The sequence below is a fragment of the Paenarthrobacter sp. TRD_SC_7 genome, assembly GCF_056156245.1.
Window position 1 is genome coordinate 4,194,594 of the sequence record NZ_CM149587.1, and the last position, 14,991, is coordinate 4,209,584.

The following is a 14,991-nucleotide window of genomic DNA, read 5'->3' on the forward strand; positions in this document are numbered from 1 at the left end:
CTGGCTGCTGGCCAAACCTGCCGCCTGACCAGCAACGCAACCCACCTTCCCCGCACGACGCCACCATCCGGCGTCGTCCATTCAGCACTGCCCGGACAGCGACGCCCGGCAGGGAAAGCACGGTACCCAATGCACCAGTTCATCAACGGACAACTGCTGTCCGGCACCTCCGGAAAAAGCCTCACGGTCATCAATCCAGCTACCTCAGAGGTGGTGGAAAACGTGGCGCTGGCGTCCCTGTCGGACCTTGAGACCGCGGTAGCAGCCGCCCGTTCGGCCTTCCCGGCATGGTCTCGAACCGCCCCGGGAGAACGAGCCGGCATTCTGCAAAAATTCGCCCGCATCATCGAAGATCGTGCGGAGGAATTCGCCCGGGTTGAGAGTTCACAGACGGGCAAGCCACTGCGGCTGACCCGGGAATTCGACGTCCCCGGCACGATCGACAACATCGACTTCTTCGCAGGCGCCGCGCGGCACCTCGAAGGCAAGGCCACCGCCGAGTATTCGCCCCAACACACGTCCTCCATCCGCCGGGAACCGATCGGCGTGGTGGGATCCATCGCACCGTGGAACTACCCCCTGCAAATGGCAGCGTGGAAGGTCCTTCCGGCCATCGCCGCAGGCAACACGATCGTTCTCAAACCCGCCGAGATCACGCCGCTGACGTCTCTCATGTTCGCGCAAGCGCTCAGTGATGCCGGCCTGCCCGACGGCGTGGTGAACGTGGTGGTGGGCGACGGCGCCACCGTTGGGGCAGCCCTCATGCGGCACCCCGACGTGGACATGGTCTCTTTCACAGGCTCCACTATCGTTGGCCGCACGGTCCTGGAAGCTGCCGCCGTCAACGCCAAGCGCGTGCACCTTGAGTTGGGCGGCAAGGCACCCTTTGTAGTGTTCGACGACGCGAATTTGGAGGCTGCCGTGCATGGCGCGGTGGCCGGCTCGCTGATCAACACCGGTCAGGATTGCACCGCGGCCACCCGGGCAATCGTGCACCGGAGCGTGTACGAGGAGTTCGTAGCTAAGGTCGCCGCCCGCTTCGAAGGGATCGTCCTGGGCACTCCCGGGGATACCGACGCAGACTTGGGTCCCCTGGTTTCCTTCAAACAGAGGGACCACGTGGCCGGAATGGTGGACCGTGCCCGCAGTTACAGCAAGGTCATGGCCGGCGGCTACGCTCCTACGGATGGGGGCTTGGAGAACGGCGCCTTTTACCGGCCCACCCTGGTGGTTGACGCCGCGCCGGACTCGGAGATCGTTAGGGATGAGGTCTTCGGACCGGTTCTGGTGGTCCTCCCGTTCGATACCGATGATGAAGCCATTACGTTGGCGAATGACACCGTCTACGGACTGGCAGCCTCGGCCTGGACGAACAACCTCCAGCGGGCCTTGCGGGCTACCCGTGAGATCAAGGCCGGCTGCCTTTGGGTCAACGACCATGTCCCGATCATCTCCGAGATGCCCCACGGCGGCTTCAAGCAATCCGGCTTCGGCAAGGACATGTCCGCATACTCCTTTGAGGAGTACACCCAGGTCAAGCATGTGATGTTCGGGTTGGACGACGTGACCGAGAAAGATTGGCATCGAACCATCTTCAACCTGCGGTGATCTTCTTTGCCTTGTGGGGCCTCCTCTGCGTGCTCGCGCGGGATCTAGAGCCGCAGAGCGGGCCCCACAACGGCTATGTCCTGGCGTTTCCGGGGACCGCCAAGGACTGCGGTGGCAACTCCGAGGAGCAGGATCAGCCCGCCCAGGATTTCGGTCAGCGTGGGAATCTCGTTGAGGACCAGCCACGCTGCCGTCATCCCGACCACAGGGACCAGAAGCGTGAAAGGCACGACGTCGGAACTCGGGTACAGCGACAACAGCCGGTTCCAGATGCCGTAGCCGATCAGGGATGCAAACACGGCGGTGTAGATCGCGCTCAGTATGGTGGCCGGCTGAAGGTCGGTGAGCGTCGCCCACACTGTGTCCGGCCCATCCACCACCAGCGACAAGCCAGCCAACGGAACCGGCACTACGGCGCCTGACCACACCACCAGGCCCAAGCCCGAAGCAGCCTTCGAGTGCCGTGCCACTACGTTGCCGATCGCCCAGGACAACGCCGCGGCGAGAACGATCATGAGCGGCAGCACCGGAGCCACGGCACTGCGCCCCAATGCCACCACTGCCAGGCCCGCGATGCCCAGGGCCACGCCCGCCAGTTGGCGGCGGCTCGGCCTCTCGCCCAGGAATCTCGCTGCGATCAGGATGGTGAACAACACTTGTGCTTGAAGTACCAAGGATGCCAGGCCAGCCGGCATGCCCAGTGCCATGCCCAGGTACAGGAGGCCGAATTGGCCGGCACTCATGAAGAGCCCGACGCCGACAATCGCCTTCCAGCCCACCTCTGGTTTACGGATGAACAGGATGAAGGGAAAGACCACCAGCAAGAAGCGGATGGCCACGAAGAGCAGTGGCGGGACCTCCCGTCCGTTCGTGTGCAGACCGAGGTCGATAGCGACGAAGTTGATGCCCCACAGGACAGCAACAACAACGGCAAGGGCGGAGTGGCGAAGGTTCACATGTACACTCTGGTCCTCTTTTGGTTGAAGCACCAGCGTTGAATTCGTTATGGAACAGCGTAGATTTACTTCATGATCGATATCTCCGCATTGAGGGCCTTGGTTGCCGTAGAGCAGCACGGCTCGGTTGTGGCGGCATCGGACGTCATGGGGTTCAGTCCGTCCGCAGTGTCGCAGCAGATCAAGAAACTTGAGAAGCAAACCGGCGTTACCGTTCTCGAACGGAACGGCCGCGGAGTGCTCCTCACAGAGCGTGGCCTGGCCCTGGCAGGGTATGGCCGCCGGATCATGGGTGAGCTTGAGGAGTTGCAGGCCACCCTGCTCGCCGACCCCGCGAGACCTTCGGGGCTCCTGAGGCTGGTGGCCTTTTCCACCGCATGCCGAGGCTTGGTGGGACCCATGCTCGGGCGCATGGCCGCCGCCCACTCCGCCCTGGACATCACGGTCATTGCCGAGGATCCCCGAGAAGCGGTGCAAAGGGTTACCTCCGGCGAAGCGGAACTCGCGGTGGTCCACAACTGGAACTCGGTGCCCTTGGTGATCCCGGAGAACCTGGCACATGAGGACCTCTGCGTCGACCAAGCCGACGTCCTCGTCAACAGCACCCACGCACTTGCCGGACGCGCCGCCGTCGAGCGTGAAGACTTGCTGGACGAGACCTGGATCAGCACCCCGGCGGGCGCCATCTGCAACGAGGCACTCCTGCAGATTTTCGCCGGGCTGGGGAGGGTCCCGGATATCCGCGTCTATGATCCCGACTTCTCCACACACATCGCCATGGTGGAACAGGGTGTGGCCGTAGCACTGGTACCGCGGCTCGGCAGACCGCCGCTCCCACAGGGTGTGGTTGCCATTCCAGTGATGAACCCCGCGCAGCAACGGTCCGTGGGCGTGGTGTACCGGAAGACGATGACCGCCAGCCCCAACATCCAGCTCGCCGTTCGAATGCTGCGGGAAATAGCCGCCGAGGAGCTATTCTCTGGATAGAGAAGCCCACCCACCAGGCAGCGACGGCATTTCGGTGAGTGACCCGTCATGGTCCAGGTTCAGCACCAGGTCCAGATCAAGGCGGGCCAGGAATTCGTCGTCGTGGCTGACCAGGATGACGGCGCCGCGGTAGGTATTCAACGCGTCCGCGAGCTGGTCCACGCTCTGGATATCGAGGTTGTTGGTCGGCTCATCGAGAATCAGTACCTGCGGCGGCGGATCGGCAAAGAGAAGCCTGGCAAGCGAAACCCTGAACCGTTCGCCCCCTGAGAGAGTATGAACGGGCCGGTAGACACTATCGCCCCTCAGCAGGAACCGCGCCAACTGGTTGCGAATTTCACCTGCAGGGACGGTTGGTGCCGCCGACTGGACATTTTCCAACGTGGTCGCGGCGTCGTCCAAGCCATCGAGTCGCTGCCGCAGATAACCGGCCCGCTCGGTGAGAAGACGACCCCCAGCGGCTCCGGATTCTACGTCGTGACGGCTGCCGTCGTCGCCTGTCACCGCTTCGCCCCGGACCACGCGTTCTAGCAGCGTGGTCTTCCCTACGCCGTTCGCGCCGATGATGGCCACCCGTTCCGGTCCTTCCACCAGGAAAGCACGATTCGTTCCCCACAACTCCGCGATCCGCCGGCTGCGGGGAACGTCCGGATCCGGAAGATTAACACTGATCCGCTCCTCTTCCCTGATCCTGGACGAGGCGGCGTCCAGTGCAGCCTGGGCGGCATTCACCTTGTGGTCCGATCCCGAGCGCAGCTTCCCCGCGGACACTTGCGCGTCGGAGGCCCGCTGATTCATAAGAATCTTGGAGCCCTTCTTGTTGTCATAGCTGGTTTGACCGGTCCGGGAACGCTTAGCCAGCTTCACTTCAGCTTCCTGGCGTTGGCGCTTCTCAACCTTCACGGTCTGCTTCGCGGCCTGGGCGGCCTGAACTGCCGCGGCCTGTTTCTCATCCACATGGGACCGCCAGGCACTGTAAGGCCCTCCGAAGACTGTGAGTTCCCCGCCATGCAGTTCCGCCGTGTTGTCCATTAGCTCCAGCAGGGCGAGATCATGGCTGACCACCACCAGCGTTCCCGGCCAGGTAGAGAGGAGGCTGGCAAGCTTGGCTCGTGCGTCCCTGTCCAGGTTGTTCGTTGGCTCGTCCAAGAGGGTAATTGCTGTCCTCTGGAGCCGGAGTCCCGTGATGGCAACCAGCATGGCTTCGCCTCCTGAGATTTCGCCAACATTCCGGTCCAGGTCCGCGCCTGAAAAGCCGATGTGGCGCAGGGACTCGTCCGCGCGCGTTTCGATGTCCCAGTCATCGCCCAACACATCGAAGTTCTCCACCGAAGCGTCACCCGATTCAATCGCCCGCAGGGCCTTCACTTTGTGGCCGATGCCGAGCAGGTCCGCCACCGTCGAGTCAGTAATGAGGGTGAGTGCCTGCGGAAGGTAGCCGACGTCGCCGCTGGTGGATACAGCTCCACCCGTCGGGGTGAGGATCCCGGCAATGAGGCGCAGTAACGTTGATTTTCCGGCGCCGTTGGACCCCACCAGGCCTGTGCGGCCAGTTCCGAAAGTTCCGGAGATTCCGGCCAAGGCAGTGGTGCCGTCCGGCCATTGAAGGCGTACGTCGGTCAGGGTGATGGACGGGTTTTTTGATGTAGACATGATGCTCCGAGGCTCCAGTGGTTTCAGCGAATGCGCTGCAACCACCGGCCCACAAAGGGCATCAGGGAAAGGTCAGCGCACGGTTGGCGTCGTGAAACCTGAAATGCCCGTCAAAACATCGGCCTAACACTGGGGAATAGAGGACTACAGTGTTGCAAAAGCACCCAACAAAGGCAACTTTGCGGGCCAGATGGCCTAGGGGCGGGGGACCTTGAAGTGCGTCAGCCTGGCATCCTGCCCATCGAGCTCAGCCCACGACTTTTCCGTTTCCATTACCGTCAACGCACTCGTTGGGTAGCGGGTTGCAGCATCCATGTAAGCGTCGTGGTCCGAATCGCGGGAAGCCAGATGCATGGCAAGATCCTGAACTCCGGGCATATGCGAGATCACCATCAACGTGGTCACGGTGTCGGGAACGTGGTTGATGACCGTCAACATCCGGTTGGCCGAGGCGGAGTACAAGCCGTCCTCAAGTTTGGGCGTCGGTGCCTTGTCCCCCAACTCATCGCACACCCAGGTGCAGGTCTGCCGGGTCCTCAACGCTGACGAACACAGGATAAAGTCGGGCACAACACCCTGTTTGAGCAACCACTTCCCAGCCAACGGAGCCTCCCGGTGCCCACGCTCCTCCAAGGGACGCTCATGATCAGGCACACCCATGGGCCAATCGGCCTTGGCATGCCGCATGATCACCAGGCGCTTAATGTGATGGTCACTCATAACCCAACCCTATCCGCCGCAGACCCCCGAGGCTTCCTGCGGGCCGCCGTCACCAACTTTGAATTCGCGGCAACCACGACACGCGGTGAAGCAGGCGTGTCCAAGGTATTTGACGGCCAATGTGGGTGATGGCAGCACCGGCGCCGGAAGCGCCCGCCGCTGAATCACCCCGCGAACGCGAAAGCGCCCGCCCTTACAGGACAGGCGCTTTCGGCGTAGTGCTACTTAGATCGAGTATTCGGGTGCTGCCCAAACGATAACTTCGGGGTGCTCGTAGAAGCGGTAACCCTGGCCGCGGACCGTGCGGACGGTGTTGGCGAGGCGGCCCAGCTTGGAGCGGAGGCGGCGGATGTGGACGTCGATGGTGCGCTCGTTGGGTACCTCTTCGGCATTGCGCCAGAGGCCCTCGAGCAATTCGTCGCGGCCAACCGTGCGGGTGCCGTTCTCGACGAGGTAGTTGAGAAGCTCGAATTCCTTGAACGTCAGGTTCAGCGATTCGCCGTCGAGGTGCACTTCGCGCCGGGCGAGGTCGATCAGCACGCCGGACGGACGGGATTCCTGCTGGGGCGCCGGGCGTGCGGCTTCAGTGCGCTGGCGTGCGGCAACGGTGGGGTCGCCGAAGGTGGAACGCACGACGTCGAGCGCGGACCCGGGTGCCCCTGCGGGGGCAACTGCGACGGCGGCGTAGCTTTCAGCGCCGGTCACGAGGGATTGCGCGTAGGCCCGGATTTCCTGGGCCAGCTTGGCGATGGAGGTTCCTGCAGCTGCTGCGGTTTCTTCGTCAATGCCCATGTAGAGGACGAAGCCGCGGGCGACGTTGTCGTTGGCAACGGGGCGGAGCTTGTCCGACTGCGCAATCACAGGAGTGGGGGCCGTCATGGGTGCCGGCTCTGCGGTGGGGACTGCGCGCAACTGGCCGTAGGAGTTGGGGTTGTAGCCCTGCGGCACGTATCCGGGCGCCTGCTGACCAGCCCCTTGCGGAGCGGGAGAGTAGCCTGGACGGCTGCCGAAGCCGGGGCGAAGCCCTGCGTTTGACGCGGCCTTGTTGGCGTTACGGACGGAGATGTGGACGTATCCAGATGCAACTGACATGGAGTGCTTACCTCAAAAGTGAATAGCCGTCATCGCGGCTTCGAATGCTGGTTGTCCCCGCAATGAGTTTGGGGAGGGGCGCCCAACGCTGGGCTAGGGGGCGAATGCCTGAAACTTCTTGGGGTGGAAAGTTAGGCTTGCATTCGACAACAGCGGTCATCATGGCCAGCGGGTGTGCTGGGCCAGGTTGCTGCGGCTGCAGGTGCTGTTGAGTTCTTGTTCACATTGGAAGTGTGCAACGTAACAATGGCAACACGCAAGTAACAAAGCGCGGAACCGTCCACATTTTGAGACGCGGAGGTCTATTGTGCTGCAAATCACAATTCAGTGGAGGTCATAAATGAACACCATTTCATTCGGCTGGAGTAGGAAATCTTCGCACTTCAGTGAATTATCTTCGGCGAGGTCGGCATCCTGCGCACCTCACTTCCAAGGAACTCCCTCCACACTGAATCTCACGATCTGAAACACTTGTTGTCCAATCGTAGGTATCCCCCCTCGCCGATTTTCTGCCCCAAAGTCTGCTACAAGCTGTAGAACACAACGAAATCGGCGCACAAGGTGCCTCCGCAAGAGCGTGTGCAGGTGCTCCCACCTCGCTAGTGTGGACTTCACAGCGTCCTCACAGGACGTGCAAAGCGTCGGCTTACCGGCAGAAGGGAAAGTTGTCCCATGGCCTCCTCGCACTCCATGACCAACAACCTTCCCCAGCTGACCCACCCGGACGGCTCTCCAATCCGCGCCCTGGTGGTGGATGACGAACCCAGCCTCGCCGAGCTGATGAGCATGGGCCTGCGCATGGCGGGCTGGTCCGTTGCCGTAGCCGGCGATGGTCCGGAAGCAGTGAGCCTTGCCAAGGACTTCCGGCCCGACGTGCTGGTCCTCGATGTCATGCTGCCCGGTTTCGACGGCGTCGAGGTCCTGAACCGCATCCGCACTTTCGCCCCGGAAGTTCCCGCCCTGTTCCTCACCGCAAAGGACGCTGTGCAGGACCGCATCGTGGGACTCGCAGCGGGTGGGGACGACTACGTCACCAAACCCTTCAGCATGGAGGAAGTCCTCCTTCGCCTTCACCGGCTGGTCCAGCGTTCCGGCGTGGCAGCCATGGACACAGCAGAGCTGGCGGTGGGAGACCTCACCCTGAATGTGGACACCCGCGAAGTGACACGCGCCGGCGAGGATATTCCCCTCACAGCCACGCAGTTTGAGCTTTTGCGATACCTCATGGAGAACCCGAAACGAGTGGTAAGCAAAGCCCAGATCCTGGACCGTGTGTGGGACTACGACTTCGGCGGACAGGCCAACATCGTGGAGCTTTACATCTCCTACCTGCGCAAAAAGATCGAAGCGAACCACCCGCCCATGATCCACACCATTCGCGGTGCCGGATACGTTATCAAGCCTGCGGACTAAGCGTTGAGCAAACGTTCGGGAGTGGCCAATAAGCCACCGCGAAGTTGGCTCAACCCGTCCACCTGGCATTTGCGCACACGGCTGGTCCTGGTGGCTATGGCCCTGTTGATCGCGATTTGCGGTGCCGTGGGAGTGGTCAGCTACGCCTCCATGGACATGTTTTTCAACAAGCAGCTCGACAGGCAGTTGGAGCAGGCGTCCAGCCGCGCGAACAGCTTCGGCAGGCCGCCGTCGAACTTTCCCTCCTCCCCCTCAGGTAGGCCTGACCCGCTGGAGGCCAGAGGCCAGGCGGCGGGGACACTCAACGCGAGGATCGACGGATCCAGCGTGCGAAGCTCAGGTCTGATCGACGCCCAAGGCAACCGCGTCGCCCTCTCTGACGACGACGAGCAGGTTCTGCTCTCCCTCCCCGGGGACAACGGCCCTGTTGACCGATCATTCTCCAACGGCGACTACCGGCTCGTGGCAGTCGAAACTGCTTTCGGCGACGTGATCGTGACAGGGTTGCCGCTTGCGGACAAGCAAAGTGCCGAGGCCTCGCTGGTGTGGACCATGGTGCTGGTTTCGCTGGGCGGGTTGGTCTTGATCGGTCTGGCAGGCACAGTCATTATCCGCCGCACCATGCGGCCGCTTGAGCAGCTCTCCGAGGTGGCCACGAAGGTTTCGCGCCTGCCTCTCGACGCCGGCGACGTGGCACTTGCGGTGCGCGTACCGCCGTCGGCCTCCCATCCCGGAACGGAAGTGGGCAGCGTTGGGTATGCCCTGAATCAAATGCTGAACAACGTCTCCAGCGCCCTCGAAGCCCGGCAGGAAAGCGAAACCAAAGTGCGTCAGTTCGTTGCAGATGCTTCGCACGAGCTGAGGACGCCTCTGACTGCCATCCGCGGCTACACGGAGCTGCTGAGGATGACCGAGAACTTCACCGAGGACGGCCGTAAATCCTTGGCGCGCGTCCAGAGCCAATCCGAGCGCATGACCACCCTGGTGGAGGACCTCCTGCTTCTGGCAAGGCTGGATGAAGGGCAGCCGGTGAAGGTTGAGCCCGTGGACCTGACACATCTGGTGATCGAGACCGTCAGCGACGAGAAGGTCATGGCTCCGGACCACATCTGGCAGCTCCAGCTGCCCGATGAGCCCATCACCGTTCGCGGCGATGCCACCCAACTTCACCAGGTGCTGGCCAATTTGCTGTCCAACGCCCGAAAGCACACCAACCCGGGCACGACTGTGGTCACCGGCGTCATGCTCTCCGCAGACGGCAGCGCGGTGGTCACCGTGACGGACAACGGGCCCGGCATCCCTGAAGATTTCCAAGGCCGGATCTTCTCCCGGTTTGCCCGTGCTGATGCCGCAAGATCGGGGTCTGAGGGCACCTCCGGACTCGGCTTGTCTATCGTTGAATCCATCGTTTCAGCGCATGGCGGCAGCGTGGAAATGACCTCACGGCCGGGACACACGGAATTCGCCCTGCGACTCCCCACCGTCAGCAGCGAGGGTCCGTAACGAATTGAGCAAGGCGACTCACCGGCGTCGTGATCTCTGTTACCTAAATGTGACTTCTGCGGAAACCTCCTGTACCGTCGAAAGGGTGGGTCGTCCCTAGCAGGCCCACATCCGGGATGCGCCGAGCTCTGCCACTTCCCGGAGTCCGTTCTTTCTCCGAGGCAGAGACGGGGGACCCAGAGTCTCCGGGCCAGGCCTTTTTGGCCGGCCCTTGGGGTGAAGCCGCAGCATGATGCGCGGCCGGATGACCTCATCCGAACCCGACAGCTAACTCCGCAGGCGCTGAGAGGTAATCACATGTCTGAATTTAACGATCAGACGCGCCCTTCCGCGCGTCACCGCGACGAACACAACGCACCGCTCACCAAGTCGCAGTCCGTCCTCAAGAACGCAGCCCGCCAGGGTAAGTCCGGCCACCGCATGTCCGTAGTAGCCGGTGTCGTGGCAGCTGCACTGGGCGTTGCATCGCTCGGAACTGCCGCAAACGCCGCATTGACCCTCCCCGAGGCGAGCCGCGTAGCCGGAACCCAGGCCAGCGCCCAGGTCAACGCCAACAAGTCGGCTGAGATCTCCGCTTCCCTGAATGCTGCCGCCAAAAAGGGCGCAGCCGACAGGGCCGCTGCGGACAAGGCAGCTGCTGAGAAGGCTGCCGCTGATCAGGCAGCAGCCGCGCAGGCCGCGGCCGAAAAGGCTGCCGCTGATCAGGCAGCAGCCCAAGCCGCAGCTGAGAAGGCTGCTGCCGACGCTGCTGCCAAGCAAGCTGCCGACGCCGCTGCTGCCGCTGCCGCCGCGGAAGCCGCAGCAGCTGCCGCAGCTCCGAAAGCTGTAGACGACCCCGCTGCTGCCAAGGCGTACGCACTGAGCATCCTTGGCAACTACGGCTGGGGCCCGGGCGAGATGACTGCCCTGAACACGCTGTGGGAGAAGGAATCGAACTGGAAGACCACGGCGATGAACGCTTCCAGCGGCGCCTACGGCATCGTCCAGTCCCTGCCTGCTTCCAAGATGGCTACCGTTGGTCCTGACTGGGAAACCAACTACCAGACCCAGATCAAGTGGGGCCTGAACTACATCAAGGAGCGCTACGGATCCCCGTCCGCCGCTCTGGGCTTCCACTTGGCCAACAACTGGTACTAAGCCGGACTGCTTGATTGCCGCGCCCGTTGCCGCCGTTCGCACCAGTACCCACTGGAGCGGATGGCGGCAACGGGCGCGGCTTTGCCGTTTCACCATGGGTCCGCCGCCGAAGAACGCTACGTCTCCGGTTCGGCCTCCACCGCACCCCGCACGGCTGCGATGGAGGCGGCGACATCGCCTGCGTCCGTGGTCCAATTGCTCACGGAGATCCGCAAAATCTCCCGGCCCCGCCACGCCGAACCGGACATCCATACCGCTCCCTCAGCCATGAGCCGCTGGGTGATGCGGTGTGTGCGATCGTCACTGCCGAAGCTCACCGAAACTTGCGTGAACACGACGTCGTTGAGGACTTCCACACCGGGGATCGCGGCGAGGCCCTCAGCCAAAGCACGGGCATTTGCTGCCAGGCGCTCAACCATGGAAATCACGCCGTCCCGGCCCAGCTGCCTGAGTGCGGCCCAGACCGGAATGCCCCGGGCGCGGCGGGACATCTCCGGAACTTTCTCGAAGGGATCCCCAGGCCCGGCATCCGTGGCAATGAGGTAACTCGTGTGGACACTGAAGGCACGCCTCAGGACTTCCGGGCGGGCAACGATTGCCAGCCCACAGTCGTAGGGGACGTTAAGGGTTTTATGGGCGTCGGTTGCCCACGAATCCGCGTCCTCCACACCTGCCAGCCGGCCTCGCAGCTTCGGGCTCACCGCGGCCCACAAACCAAATGCGCCATCCACGTGCACCCACGCCCCGCGATCGTGGGCCACAGCTATTGCTCCCTCCATGGGATCGAATGCGCCGGAGTGCAGATTGCCCGCCTGCAGGCAGACCAACGACGGGCCGGGCTGCTGATCCATGGCATCGGCCAGCGCATCGGGAAGGATCCGTCCTTCGTCATCGGCGTCTACAGGGACGCATGCACCCAATCCGAGGTACCGCAACGCAAGATCCACTGCGGCATGGCGTTCCCGGCCGGCAAACGTGGTGATGCGTGGTGCGCCACTGAGGCCAAGCGCCTCAAGGTCCCAGCCTGCCTCGTCCATCAGGTACTGACGGCCCGCAGCCAGTCCAACAAAGTTGGCGGTGGTGGCGCCTGTGGTGAATCCGACGTCGGCGGTGGCGGGCAGATGCAGGAGATCCAAAAGCCAGGCGGCGGCAGATTCCTCGATGGCAGCGGCCGCGGGGGTGGCGAACCGGAGCCCGGTGTTCTGGTCCCAGGCGGAGACAAGCCAATCGGCTGCCATGGCGGCGGGCAGGGTACCGCCCATCACCCACCCAAAGAACCGTCCGGACTGGATAGCCATCAAGCCGGGCTCGGCCAGCGCTGCGAGTTCGTCCACCACCTCCGCAGCATCGGTGGCTTCGTCGGGGAGACGCGGCAGGATGCTCTTGGCCACCTGGTCGGCGTCGGACGAAGGGCGGACAGAACGGGTGGGAACCGACGCAAGCCAATCACCGGCGTGGACCATGGCCCGCTCCAATGCAGCACCGTACGCCTCCGGCATCGCAGACATGCGCACAGCCTACGCCCGGTTCACGGCTTGGAACAGACCGCGCAGAAAGGGCTAAAGGGTCAGCGTCAGGAGGTGACCGCCGTCGTCGTCCTTCACAGCACTGACGGTCACCGCCGAGTAGTCCGGGATTCGCCAGATGCCCGGCTCCAGCTCGCCGCCAGCGTCGCCCACCACAACGGTCCGCATCCCCGCCGCACGCGCAGCAGCGATCCCGGCAGGCGCATCCTCGAAAACCACGACGTCGGCCGGGTCGGCTCCCAGCAGCGCCGCCGCCTTCAGGTATCCCTCCGGGTGCGGCTTGCCGCGGGTGACAGACTCGGCAGTGACCGTTGTGGACGGCATGGTAAGCCCGGCCGCCTGCATGCGGATATCGGCAAGGATCCGGTCCGCGGAGGTGACCAATGCGATGGCGGCATCAGGCAGTCCTGCCAGCAGGGCTTCTGCCCCGGGAAGCGCGATCACGCCATCGGTCCGGGAGCGTTCCATCTCGCCGAGCTCGGCCGTCAGTGCCTCGAAATCAGCGCCAGCGGGAGCATACCGGCGAACAGTATCGCCGGCCTGGACGCCGTGGGAAGTGCGCAGGATCTCATCGAAATCCAAGCCGTATCGCTCGGAGAACTCGAGCCACACTTGCTCAACGATCGCTGTTGAATCCACGAGTGTGCCGTCCATGTCGAAGAGGACGGCACGGACGGTCAGCACTGATGGTTGGCCGGCAGGTTCGGCGGGATGGCTCATGGTTCCATCCTGCCTCACACTCATGCGGTGGTGCCGAAGTGTGACTTAGCCGTTAGGCCGCTGCGGGAGGTACTGCACCGCCCACTTGTTGCCGTCGGGGTCGGCGAAGTAGACGAAATGGCCCCAATCCTGGATGTCGACGTCGCTGACGTCCACGCCGTTGGCCTTGAGTTGCTCGTGCGCCTTGTTGATGTCCGCCACCACCACTTGCAGGCTCGGCGCCGACCCCGGAGGGTCGTCGCTGAGGCCCTCGCCGATGGCGATGGAGCAAGCCGAACCCGGCGGTGTCAACTGCACGAAGCGGATGCCGTCCATGGGACGCTCATCGAAATCGGCGTTGAAACCAACTTTGTTGACGTAGAAATCCTTCGCCCGGTCGACGTCGGACACAGGGACAAACACCAGTTCAAGTTTCCAGTCCATGCGCCACAGGCTAACGGGGCGCATGGAAAACCGGTAGGGGGCTCTCTTAGCCTGCCACGCCGTAGAGGCGGTCGCCGGCGTCGCCCAGGCCAGGCACGATGTATGACTTTTCGTTGAGCTTCTCGTCAATCGAAGCCAGGACGATCTTCACATTGGCGTCAGAGAGCTCTTCTTCCAACTTGGACAATCCCTCCGGAGCGGCCAGCAGGCAGATGCACGTGACATCCGACGCGCCGCGCTTGAAGAGGAACTTGATGGCCTCGCGCAAGGTGCCGCCCGTGGCGAGCATGGGGTCCAGGACAAAGATCTGGCGGCCGGTGAGGTCCTCGGGGAGGCGCTCGGCGTAAGTGATGATGTCCAGGGTTTCTTCGTCGCGGGCCATACCCAGGAAGCCCACCTCAGCGGTAGGGACCAACTTGGTCATGCCCTCGAGCATGCCAAGGCCTGCGCGCAGGATGGGGACCACCAGCGGAGTGGGCTTGGTGAACGCCGTGCCCACGGTCTTGGTGACAGGGGTCTCGATCTCGACTGGCTGCGTCTTGACCTCACGGGTGGCTTCATAGGCCAGGAGGGTGACGAGTTCTTCAGTGAGTTGCCGGAAGACCGGTGAAGGGGTGTTCTTATCCCGCAGAACGGTGAGCTTGTGAGCGACCAGCGGGTGGTCCACGACGAGTGTGCGCATCCCCCAAAACTATCATTGAGACATGAGCGCCACCGAGCCGTATCACGCAGAACACATGGCCTGGATGGGCCTTGCCCTGGAGGAAGCCCGGCTGGCGTTGAAAACTGACGACGTACCGATTGGCGCCGTCGTGTTGGGGCCCGACGGCGGCGTGCTGGGTTCCGGACGCAACGAACGGGAAGCGCACGGGGACCCGACCGCCCACGCGGAGGTCGTCGCCATCCGTCAGGCTGCTGCTTCGCTGCGTCAGCGCGCTCACGATGCGGGCGCCGATGGAGACGGCTGGAGGCTTGAGGACTGTACTTTGGTGGTCACCCTTGAGCCGTGTGCCATGTGTGCCGGGGCCATCGTCCTGGCCCGTATTCCCCGCGTCGTGTTTGGCGCGTGGGACGAGAAGGCGGGAGCGGTGGGCTCAGTGTTCGATATCCTCCGCGAGCGCCGCCTCAACCACTGGGTGGAGGTCTACGCGGGCATCCGCGAGGAGGAATGCGCAATCCTGCTAAGGGACTTCTTCGCCTCGCATCGGGTGGCCGGCGGGGAGCACCGCCCGGTCTGACTTTGCCGTACCTAC

At 63.3% G+C, this 14,991-nt stretch carries 14 protein-coding genes and 1 riboswitch; of the genes, 6 read left to right on the plus strand and 8 right to left on the minus strand.

Going from position 1 to position 14,991, the window contains the following annotated elements; translation table 11 throughout:
* Positions 1-129 precede the first annotated feature (129 nt).
* Entirely contained in the window at positions 130-1,608 is a 1,479-nt protein-coding gene (locus AC0J5Z_RS19900) for a gamma-aminobutyraldehyde dehydrogenase (protein WP_475035803.1), read from the plus strand.
* A gap of 44 nt (positions 1,609-1,652) precedes the next feature.
* Here the strand turns inward: AC0J5Z_RS19900 and AC0J5Z_RS19905 are convergent, their stop codons facing one another.
* Positions 1,653-2,564 (minus strand): EamA family transporter, encoded by a 912-nt coding sequence (locus tag AC0J5Z_RS19905; protein WP_475035805.1) that lies wholly within the window; start codon positions 2,562-2,564, stop codon positions 1,653-1,655.
* A gap of 72 nt (positions 2,565-2,636) precedes the next feature.
* On the opposite strand from AC0J5Z_RS19905, the gene AC0J5Z_RS19910 reads away from it, so the two are divergent.
* Positions 2,637-3,551: a LysR family transcriptional regulator gene (locus AC0J5Z_RS19910; RefSeq protein WP_475035807.1), complete on the plus strand. Its 915-nt coding sequence runs from the start codon at positions 2,637-2,639 to the stop codon at positions 3,549-3,551.
* Here the strand turns inward: AC0J5Z_RS19910 and AC0J5Z_RS19915 are convergent.
* The 3 genes from AC0J5Z_RS19915 to AC0J5Z_RS19925 all read right to left on the minus strand — a co-directional run bounded on the left by AC0J5Z_RS19915 (position 3,537) and on the right by AC0J5Z_RS19925 (position 7,016).
* Positions 3,537-5,204, minus strand: coding sequence for an ABC-F family ATP-binding cassette domain-containing protein (locus tag AC0J5Z_RS19915; protein WP_475035809.1), 1,668 nt, complete (start codon positions 5,202-5,204; stop codon positions 3,537-3,539). The genes AC0J5Z_RS19910 and AC0J5Z_RS19915 overlap by 15 nt on opposite strands.
* Before the next feature lie 195 nt (positions 5,205-5,399).
* The gene (locus AC0J5Z_RS19920) at positions 5,400-5,924 is read right to left on the minus strand and encodes a SixA phosphatase family protein (protein ID WP_475035811.1); all 525 of its coding nucleotides are present in this window, start codon (positions 5,922-5,924) and stop codon (positions 5,400-5,402) included.
* A gap of 225 nt (positions 5,925-6,149) precedes the next feature.
* Complete coding sequence (locus AC0J5Z_RS19925; RefSeq protein WP_142936617.1) at positions 6,150-7,016, minus strand: winged helix-turn-helix domain-containing protein; 867 nt, start codon at positions 7,014-7,016, stop codon at positions 6,150-6,152.
* A 672-nt stretch (positions 7,017-7,688) separates the two neighbouring features.
* Here AC0J5Z_RS19925 and AC0J5Z_RS19930 point away from each other — a divergent pair.
* From AC0J5Z_RS19930 to AC0J5Z_RS19940, 3 genes are all read left to right on the plus strand, one after another.
* A complete protein-coding gene (locus tag AC0J5Z_RS19930; protein WP_475035813.1) occupies positions 7,689-8,429 on the plus strand; it encodes a response regulator transcription factor in 741 nt (246 codons plus the stop codon).
* A gap of 3 nt (positions 8,430-8,432) precedes the next feature.
* Positions 8,433-9,932 (plus strand): sensor histidine kinase, encoded by a 1,500-nt coding sequence (locus tag AC0J5Z_RS19935; RefSeq protein ID WP_475035815.1) that lies wholly within the window; start codon positions 8,433-8,435, stop codon positions 9,930-9,932.
* Between the two features lie 133 nt (positions 9,933-10,065).
* Positions 10,066-10,226, plus strand: a riboswitch (cyclic di-AMP (ydaO/yuaA leader).
* 3 nt (positions 10,227-10,229) lie between these two features.
* Positions 10,230-11,069 (plus strand): aggregation-promoting factor C-terminal-like domain-containing protein, encoded by an 840-nt coding sequence (locus AC0J5Z_RS19940; protein WP_475035817.1) that lies wholly within the window; start codon positions 10,230-10,232, stop codon positions 11,067-11,069.
* A 116-nt stretch (positions 11,070-11,185) separates the two neighbouring features.
* On the opposite strand, the gene AC0J5Z_RS19945 is transcribed toward AC0J5Z_RS19940, so the two are convergent.
* From AC0J5Z_RS19945 to upp, 4 genes are read right to left on the minus strand one after another with little or no spacing between them, the layout of a single operon-like run.
* Positions 11,186-12,577 (minus strand): pyridoxal phosphate-dependent decarboxylase family protein, encoded by a 1,392-nt coding sequence (locus AC0J5Z_RS19945; RefSeq protein ID WP_475035819.1) that lies wholly within the window; start codon positions 12,575-12,577, stop codon positions 11,186-11,188.
* A gap of 51 nt (positions 12,578-12,628) precedes the next feature.
* The gene (locus AC0J5Z_RS19950; RefSeq protein WP_475035821.1) at positions 12,629-13,315 is read right to left on the minus strand and encodes an HAD-IA family hydrolase; all 687 of its coding nucleotides are present in this window, start codon (positions 13,313-13,315) and stop codon (positions 12,629-12,631) included.
* Between the two features lie 45 nt (positions 13,316-13,360).
* A complete protein-coding gene (locus AC0J5Z_RS19955; RefSeq protein WP_475035823.1) occupies positions 13,361-13,738 on the minus strand; it encodes a VOC family protein in 378 nt (125 codons plus the stop codon).
* A 46-nt stretch (positions 13,739-13,784) separates the two neighbouring features.
* Positions 13,785-14,420: a uracil phosphoribosyltransferase gene (upp, locus tag AC0J5Z_RS19960; RefSeq protein WP_011773542.1), complete on the minus strand. Its 636-nt coding sequence runs from the start codon at positions 14,418-14,420 to the stop codon at positions 13,785-13,787.
* 22 nt (positions 14,421-14,442) lie between these two features.
* Here upp and AC0J5Z_RS19965 point away from each other — a divergent pair, with 22 nt between their 5' ends.
* Positions 14,443-14,976 (plus strand): nucleoside deaminase, encoded by a 534-nt coding sequence (locus tag AC0J5Z_RS19965; protein WP_475035825.1) that lies wholly within the window; start codon positions 14,443-14,445, stop codon positions 14,974-14,976.
* The last annotated feature ends 15 nt before the right edge of the window (positions 14,977-14,991 follow it).

Excerpts from the sequence above, each read along its gene's own strand:
- AC0J5Z_RS19900 (WP_475035803.1), top strand. The coding sequence starts at position 130 with ATGCACCAGTTCATCAACGGACAACTGCTGTCCGGCACCTCCGGAAAA.
- AC0J5Z_RS19910 (WP_475035807.1), top strand. The coding sequence starts at position 2,637 with ATGATCGATATCTCCGCATTGAGGGCCTTGGTTGCCGTAGAGCAGCAC.
- AC0J5Z_RS19915 (WP_475035809.1), bottom strand. The coding sequence starts at position 5,204 with ATGTCTACATCAAAAAACCCGTCCATCACCCTGACCGACGTACGCCTT.
- AC0J5Z_RS19920 (WP_475035811.1), bottom strand. The coding sequence starts at position 5,924 with ATGAGTGACCATCACATTAAGCGCCTGGTGATCATGCGGCATGCCAAG.
- AC0J5Z_RS19925 (WP_142936617.1), bottom strand. The coding sequence starts at position 7,016 with ATGTCAGTTGCATCTGGATACGTCCACATCTCCGTCCGTAACGCCAAC.
- AC0J5Z_RS19930 (WP_475035813.1), top strand. The coding sequence starts at position 7,689 with ATGGCCTCCTCGCACTCCATGACCAACAACCTTCCCCAGCTGACCCAC.
- AC0J5Z_RS19940 (WP_475035817.1), top strand. The coding sequence starts at position 10,230 with ATGTCTGAATTTAACGATCAGACGCGCCCTTCCGCGCGTCACCGCGAC.
- AC0J5Z_RS19945 (WP_475035819.1), bottom strand. The coding sequence starts at position 12,577 with ATGTCTGCGATGCCGGAGGCGTACGGTGCTGCATTGGAGCGGGCCATG.
- AC0J5Z_RS19950 (WP_475035821.1), bottom strand. The coding sequence starts at position 13,315 with ATGAGCCATCCCGCCGAACCTGCCGGCCAACCATCAGTGCTGACCGTC.
- AC0J5Z_RS19955 (WP_475035823.1), bottom strand. The coding sequence starts at position 13,738 with ATGGACTGGAAACTTGAACTGGTGTTTGTCCCTGTGTCCGACGTCGAC.
- upp (WP_011773542.1), bottom strand. The coding sequence starts at position 14,420 with ATGCGCACACTCGTCGTGGACCACCCGCTGGTCGCTCACAAGCTCACC.
- AC0J5Z_RS19965 (WP_475035825.1), top strand. The coding sequence starts at position 14,443 with ATGAGCGCCACCGAGCCGTATCACGCAGAACACATGGCCTGGATGGGC.